This window comes from Halomonas sp. ND22Bw (assembly GCF_003011945.1).
Classification (GTDB): Bacteria; Pseudomonadota; Gammaproteobacteria; order Pseudomonadales; family Halomonadaceae; genus Halomonas; species Halomonas halophila.
Map to the genome: position 1 here is coordinate 1 of NZ_PXWD01001970.1, position 229 is coordinate 229.

At 63.8% G+C, this 229-nt stretch carries 1 protein-coding gene; it reads right to left on the reverse strand.

Features of this window, described 5'->3' with window-relative positions; genetic code table 11:
- Window positions 1–229 (reverse strand): acyl-CoA dehydrogenase family protein (locus CVH10_RS25195; RefSeq protein ID WP_181244790.1); only part of this gene is annotated, 229 nt, incomplete at both ends.

Here is a 229-nt window from a genome sequence, read left to right on the forward strand (position 1 = left end):
AGCCGGGCATATCCTTCTCGATCAGGAAGGTGGTGATCCCGCGCGACCCCTCGCCGGTCTTTGCATAGACCACCAGCACGTCGGCATAGGGCGCGTTGGTGATCCAGAACTTGGTGCCGTTCAGGACATAGCGGTCGCCCTTCCTGTCGGCGCGGGTCCGCATCGACATGACGTCCGAACCCGAACCGGCTTCCGACATGGCCAGGGAGCCGACGTGTTCGCCGCTGAT